This window comes from Streptomyces sp. UNOB3_S3 (assembly GCF_020740895.1).
In the GTDB taxonomy this organism is placed as follows: Bacteria; Actinomycetota; Actinomycetes; order Streptomycetales; family Streptomycetaceae; genus Streptomyces.
Window position 1 is genome coordinate 1 of the sequence record NZ_JAILXP010000375.1, and the last position, 6,849, is coordinate 6,849.

The window sequence follows — 6,849 nt, forward strand, 5'->3', positions numbered from 1 at the left end:
GCTGCGGGGGGATCCGGCGGATGCCGGTGCCGGTGGGGCCGTCCTCGCGGCGGCCGGTCCACGCGCCGGTGAGGGCGGCGGAGGGGTCGGGCGGCGTCTGGAGGGGCCCGGTTCCGGCGGCCTTGGAGCCGGTGGTCATGTTGCGTGCCCAGCCGGGCAGCCGGGGCGGCTCCGGGAGGCGTGCGGAGGCCCGTGCGGGCCAGGGGCGCCCTTCGGGCAGGGTGCCGCCCGGGGGCGTGGCCATCCGGTACGGGGTGAGCTCGGCGAGGCGCTGGACGAAGGCGGCGGCGTCCTCCGGCCGGTCGCCGGGGTCCTTGGCGAGCAGGTCGAGGACGACCGTCTCGAAGGGGCAGGGCAGTTCGGGCCGGATCTCGCGCGGCGGCCGGGGCGGGGTGTCGCGGTGGCCGACGAGCACGGCCCAGGCGTCGTCCATGTCGAAGGGCGGGGCGCCGGTGGCGATCTCGTAGAGCACGCAGCCCAGCGAGTACAGGTCGCTGCGGTGGTCGACGTTGCCGGAGCCGATCTGCTCGGGCGACATGTAGTGCGGCGTGCCCATGGCGATGCCGGTGCCGGTGAGCCGGGTGGAGAAGCCGATGTCGTGGGCGAGGCGCGCGATGCCGAAGTCGCATATCTTCACCGTGCCGTCGGCGAGGCGGACGATGTTGGCGGGCTTGAGGTCGCGGTGGACGATGCCCTGCCGGTGGGTGTAGTCGAGGGCGGCGCCCACCTGGGCGGCGATCTCGATGACCTCGGGCACGGGCAGCGGGTGCTGCCTGTTGTCCTCCAGGAGCTGGCTGAGGTTGCGGCCGTCGAGGAGCTCCATCACCAGATAGAGGACGCCCTCCGACTCGCCGAAGTCGTGGACGACGGTGATCCCCCGGTGCTGGAGGGAGGCGGCCACGCGCGCCTCCCTGCGGAACCGCTCGCGGAGCACCCGGAGGTAGGACGGCTCGTGCTGACGCCCCATGGGCTTGAGGCACTTGACGGCCACCTGCCGGCCGAGGGACTCGTCGCGGGCACGCCAGACCTCGCCCATGCCGCCCCGCCCGATCAGGTCGAGCAGCTGGTACCGGCCCTGGATCAGCCTGGTGTCCGCCATGCTGCCGCCGCCCCCGTCGATTCGCTGTGCCTCCCCCGGCCCCTCAAGTATGGCGGCCGGGCCAGGCGGCTTGTAGGCCGACGACGACGGCCGCGACGCCGGTTCCGGGCCCGGCCGGCCTCCGTCGCGGCCGGCTCAGCGCCGCACCCTCGGCATCCCCAGCCCGATCCAGGAGATGATCTCGCGCTGGATCTCGTTGTTGCCCCCGCCGAAGGTGAAGATCACCGCGCTGCGGTAGCCGCGTTCCAGCTCTCCGTGGAGGGCGGTGCCGGCGGAGCCCTCCTTGAGGGGGCCTGCCGCGGCGAGGATCTGCATCAGCCAGGCGTAGGCGTCGCGGCGGGCCTCGGAGCCGTAGACCTTGACGGCCGAGGCGTCCTGGGGGGTGAGGGCGGTGCGCTGGAGGGCGTCCACCATGCGCCAGTTGAGGAGTTTCATGGCGTCGAGCCGGATGTGGGTGCGGGCGAGGAGGCCGCGTACCCAGCCGAGGTCGATCACCCGGCGGCCGTCGGCGAGCTTGGTGGCGGCGGCCCAGTCGCGGACGTCGCGCAGGGCGCGGATCGCGGCGGAGCCGTGGGCGGCGAGGGTGACGCGCTCGTGGTTGAGCTGGTTGGTGATCAGCCGCCAGCCGTCGTTCTCCGCGCCCACCCTGCGGGTGAAGGGGACACGGATGTTCTCGTAGTAGCTGGCGGTGGTGTCGTGGGAGGCGAGGGTGTTGATCAGGGTGGAGTCGTAGCCGGGGTCGCTGGTGGGGACCAGGAGGATGCTGATGCCCTTGTGGGGTGGGACGCCCTTCTCGACGGGGGCGGTGCGGACGGCGAGCCAGACCCAGTCGGCGGTGTCGCCGTTGGTGGTCCAGATCTTCTGCCCGTTGACGACGTAGCCGTCGCCGTCGCGCACGGCCCGGGTGGTCAGGGAGGCGAGGTCGGTGCCGGCGCCGGGCTCGCTGTAGCCGATGGCGAAGTCCAGTTCGCCCGCGAGGATGCCGGGCAGGAAGGTCGCCTTCTGCTCCTCGGTCCCGTAGCGCATGAGTGTGGGGCCCACGGTGTTGAGGGCCATGAGCGGGAGCGGTACGCCCGCCTGGGCGGCCTCGTCGAAGAAGATGAACTGTTCCATGGGCGTCATCCCGCCGCCCCCGTACTCCTTCGGCCAGCCCACCCCGAGCCGGCCGTCGGCGCCGAGGCGGCGGATGGTCCGCCGGTAGAACCTCTTGCGTTCGGCGGGGTCGGCGTGGCGCGCGTGGGAGCCGTCGGGCACCACGTCGGCGAAGTACTCGCGCAGTTCGGCCCGCAACCGCCGCTGCTGCGGGGTGTACTGGAGATCCACGGCCCCTCCCGGTGTGCGCCGGCAGCCCCTGCGGATGCCGGCGCACACGGTAGAACGCGTTACAGCAAGAGGGAAGTCACACGGGGCGGTACGTGCCCGGGGCGACGTACGCGGCGAACCTCGGGGTGCTTCCGCCCCGGTAGGAGAGGAAGTTCTGGGTCGCCGACTCGGTCAGCGGGCGGTCGGCGAGGGCGTCGAGGGCCGCGATGTAGGGGGCCGGGTCCACGCCCTCCTCGCGCATGAAGGCCGCCGCGCGGTCGCGGGCCGTCGCGTCGTCGGGATGGCCGGGGACCATGGGGACGTAGAGCGTCGCGCCCGGCAGGTCCTTTCCGCTGCTGAAGGAGAAGCAGGTCACCGGGGGCTTCTGCCAGCCGGACGCGTCGCGGTGGCCGGTGACGCGCTCCAGGGCGCGGGCGAAGGAACCGGGCACGTGGTCGTACGCGACGGCCGACTTGGCGTCGATGTCCTCGGCGGAGACGCCCGAGTGCGCCATGTACAGCTTGACGCGGGCCTCGTCGCCGTCGGAGAGGTCCAGGGCCAGGGCGGCCGGCTCGTGGGCCACGTCGGCGCCCGTGCCCAGGTGCTCCACCAGGGCCCGCCAGGGGCGCTCCAGACCCAGGCGGACCAGGGCCTCCTCGGTGCGGGCGAACGACCGGTCGCGGCCCGCCACCGCGGGGTTGAGGTAGACCTTGTACAGCGGGTGGCCGCCCGGGCGCCAGGCGACGCCGTGGGAGAGGGCGAAGAAGCCCTGGGGGTTCTCGTTCGTGAAGAGGTCCTCGATCAGCAGATAGCGGTCGAGGGAGACGCCCGGCCGCCGGGCCAGCCGGCGGGTGAACGCCCTGCCGTCCGCCATCCGGCCGCGCGGCGTGCCGGGGTGGCTCGGGGACTCCAGCGACAGCCGCAGCTCGGCGCCGCCCTCCGCCCAGGCGAACGAGATCTCGAAGGGCATCCCGTCGATGGACACCCAGCAGGCCCGCTCCGGCGGGCTGCCGGCGGGGAGTTCGCCCCAGGCGCCGCACAGCTCCCGGACGAGGGAGAGCATCGGCTCGCGGTCCCGGCCCCCCATGCCGAGACTCGCGGCGGCCCGGTCCACCTTGTCGCAGGCGATCTCCGCGTAGCTGTCGGTGGGGGCGTAGCGCCGTGAGTCGAATCGCACGGTGCGCCCGACCATCTCGGCCACGACCCCGGTTCCTGGGTCCGCGAAGGCGGGATCCGGACGGCCGGTCACGGGGCTGGCGGCTTCCATCGTCACTCCCTGAACAGATCGCGAGCAAAAACGATCGGGATCGTCTCACCAGGTCAGAGGTTGTGTCCGCCATTCGCTCGACAACGCACCCAAGTGTTCATCTCAGGGCGCATGTTCACGCCAATTCGCTGCTTTCCCGGTGGCGTCGCACACCTGGCCGGGGCGTCGTGGGAGGTGCCGCCCACCGGCTCCCGGGCCCGGTGTCACCGCTGATCAGCAGGGCGCACCTGCGCCTTACCCGGGGTCGCCCCGGCTCCCGGGGAACGGTCCGCGAGAAAGGCCGGAAGGGTTCACCCCGGGGGTTTGCGATCCGACAGACCGAGACATGATCGCTAGGCGTCGCCCGGAGCCGCCACGGCCCTCCCGGCACGCACATGTGCCTGCCCAACCGCGGACGGACGGACCGCCGGCGGACCGCCGCCGGTCCGGTGACGTCCGCGCAGAGGAGATGTTGACGCGTGTCCGCACAGCACCGCTCCGCAGCACTCCGGCCCCTCACCGCCGGCCGGCGTCCCGCCTCCCCCATACCCGATGAGCTCGACGAACTCGCCTCCCTCACCGGCGCGTTCGCCCGGCAGGCCCGCCGGACGCCCGACGCGACGGCGGTGGTGTCCGGGGAGACGTCCCTGACCTACCGGGAGCTGGACGCGCGGGCGGACCGGCTGGCCGGACGGCTGGCCGGGCGGGGCGTGACGCCGCACGACACCGTCGCCGTCCTGATGGACCGCTCCGCCCACCTGGTCGTCGCCCTCCTCGCGATCGTGAAGGCCGGGGGCTGCTACGTCCCGCTGGACCCCCGGCACCCGGCCTCCCGGCTGGAGTGGATCCTCTCCCGCACCGGCGCCCGCGCCCTGCTCACCGACGCCGGGACGACCCCGCCCGCCGGGCTCGGCGACGACGTGCTCGTCCTGCGGGCCGACGGCGCCGAGGAGCCGACGGCCGATCACGCCACCCCCGAAGCCGTCGCCGAAGCCGCCCCCGAAGCCGTCGCCGATCCCGGCCGGCTCGCGTACGTGATGTTCACCTCCGGCTCCACCGGCACCCCCAAGGGCGTCGCCGTCACCCACGGGAACATCACCGGCCTCGTTCGCGACCCGGCGTGGCACGGCGGCGCCCACGAGCGCGTCCTGCTGCACTCCCCGCACGCCTTCGACGCCTCCACCTACGAGCTGTGGGTGCCCCTGCTCACCGGCGGCACCGTCGTCGTGGCGCCCCCGGGCGAGCTGGACGCGCGCGGCATCGCCGCCGTCGTGGCCGCCACCGGGACGACCGGGCTGTGGGTGACCGCCGGGCTCTTCGCGGTGCTGGCCGAGGAGGACCCGGCGTGCTTCCGGGGCGTGCGCGAGGTGTGGACCGGCGGCGACGCCGTCTCCCCCGCCGCTGTCCGCCGGGTGCTGACGGCCTGCCCCGGCACGGCCGTCGTCAACGGCTACGGGCCCACCGAGACCACCACGTTCGCCACCTGTCACCGCATGACCGAACCGGGCGGCCTGGAGACGGTCGTGCCCATCGGCTCCGCCATGGACGGCATGCGCGCCGAGGTCCTCGACGACTCCTTACGGCCCGTGCCGCCGGGCGAGGTCGGGGAGCTCTACCTCGGCGGCACGGGCCTGGCCCGGGGCTACTGGATGCGCCCGGGCCTGACGGCCGAACGGTTCGTCGCCGACCCCCTCGGCGGGCCCGGCGAGCGGCTGTTCCGCACCGGCGACCTCGTACGCCGCGGCCCGGACGGGCTGCTGGAGTTCGTCGGCCGCGGCGACGACCAGGTGAAGATCCGCGGCTTCCGCGTCGAGCCCGGCGAGACCGAGGCCGTCCTCGCCGGACACCCGGGCGTCGCCCAGGCGGCCGTCGTGGTCCGCGAGGACCGGCCCGGCGACAAACGGCTCGTCGGCTACGTCGTCCCCGCCGACACCCCGGCCGGCACCCCGGCCGACGGCGCCGGGGACGAGGCACCGGAACGGACCGGCGGGCGGACCGGCCGGCAGACCGGTGAGCAGATCGGCGAATGGCAGGAGATCTACGACGCCCTCTACAGCGACGTCGCCCACGCCCGCTTCGGCGAGGACTTCTCCGGCTGGAACAGCAGCTACGACGGGCTGCCCCTCCCCCTGGACCAGATGCGCCACTGGCGCGACGCCACCGTCGAGCGGATCCGCGAACTGCGCCCCCGCAGGGTGCTGGAGATCGGCGTCGGCACCGGCCTGCTGATGTCCCGGCTGGCCCCCGACTGCGCGTCCTACTGGGGAACGGACTTCTCCGGCCGGGTCATCGAGGGCCTGCGCACGCTCGTGGGACGGGACCCCGCCCTCGCCTCCCGCGTGGAGCTGCGCGCCCTGCCCGCCGACCGGATCGACGAGCTGCCCGCAGGCTTCTTCGACACCGTCGTCGTCAACTCCGTCACCCAGTACTTCCCCGACGGCCGCTATCTGACGGACGTCCTCACCAAGGCCCTCGGCCTGCTCACGCCCGGCGGCGCGGTCTTCGCCGGCGACATCCGCGACCTGCGGCGGCTGCGCCGCTTCCACACCGACGTCCAGCTGCGCCGCCCGGAACCGCCCGCGGACGCCGCCGCGCTCCGCGCCGCCGTCGAGCACAGCGTGGTGCGCGAGAAGGAACTCCTGGTCGACCCCGCCTACTTCACCGAGCTCGCGGCCGCCGTCCCCGGCACCGCCGGCGCCGAGGTGCGCGTCAAACGTGGCCGGTACGCCAACGAGCTCACCCGCTACCGCTACGACGCCGTCCTGCGCAAGGCCGGAACCGAGACCGGAACCGAGACCGGGACCGAGGCCAGGACCGAGCACCCCACGGCGCCCCGGTCGCGCCCCGCCACGGCGCTCCGGTGGGGCCGGGACGTGACCTCCACGGCCGCGCTGGCCCCCCTGCTGGGCAGCACCCACCCCGGCGGGCTGCGGGTCGAGGGCGTCCCCGACGGGCGGCTCGCGCCCGTCACCGCGGCGGCCCGGGCGCTGGAGGAGCGCGGCGAGGTCACCGCCCTCGGCACCGGCCGCGACGAGACGGGCGGTGAACTGCTGGAGGACTTCCACGACCTGGCGGAACGGTTCGGCCTCCGGGTGGTGGCCACCGCGTCCACGACCGCCTCCACAACCGCCGACGACGCCCTCGACATCGAGCTCACCGGCCGCGCCCCCGGCGCCCCGGGCGGTGCCGGGCCCACCGGCAC

4 protein-coding genes are annotated in these 6,849 nt (G+C 74.3%); 1 reads left to right on the forward strand and 3 read right to left on the reverse strand.

Features of this window, described 5'->3' with window-relative positions; translation table 11 throughout:
- From K6I33_RS29215 to K6I33_RS29225, 3 genes are all read right to left on the reverse strand, one after another.
- A partial coding sequence (locus tag K6I33_RS29215) for a serine/threonine-protein kinase (RefSeq protein WP_229357545.1) occupies window positions 1–1,099 on the reverse strand: 1,099 nt, incomplete at its 3' end.
- A gap of 135 nt (window positions 1,100–1,234) precedes the next feature.
- Window positions 1,235–2,422 carry an acyl-CoA dehydrogenase family protein gene (locus K6I33_RS29220; RefSeq protein ID WP_229357546.1) on the reverse strand — a complete coding sequence of 396 codons (1,188 nt, stop codon included), beginning with the start codon at window positions 2,420–2,422 and terminating at the stop codon, window positions 1,235–1,237.
- 76 nt (window positions 2,423–2,498) lie between these two features.
- Window positions 2,499–3,668 (reverse strand): tryptophan dimethylallyltransferase family protein, encoded by a 1,170-nt coding sequence (locus tag K6I33_RS29225; RefSeq protein WP_229357547.1) that lies wholly within the window; start codon window positions 3,666–3,668, stop codon window positions 2,499–2,501.
- Between the two features lie 458 nt (window positions 3,669–4,126).
- Here K6I33_RS29225 and K6I33_RS29230 point away from each other — a divergent pair.
- Window positions 4,127–6,849, forward strand: a 2,723-nt coding sequence (locus K6I33_RS29230) for an amino acid adenylation domain-containing protein (protein WP_229357548.1), incomplete at its 3' end; no start/stop codon positions are given.

Bases quoted from the DNA above. Each gene is read 5' to 3' on its own strand.
- K6I33_RS29225 (WP_229357547.1), bottom strand. From the start codon at position 3,668: ATGGAAGCCGCCAGCCCCGTGACCGGCCGTCCGGATCCCGCCTTCGCG.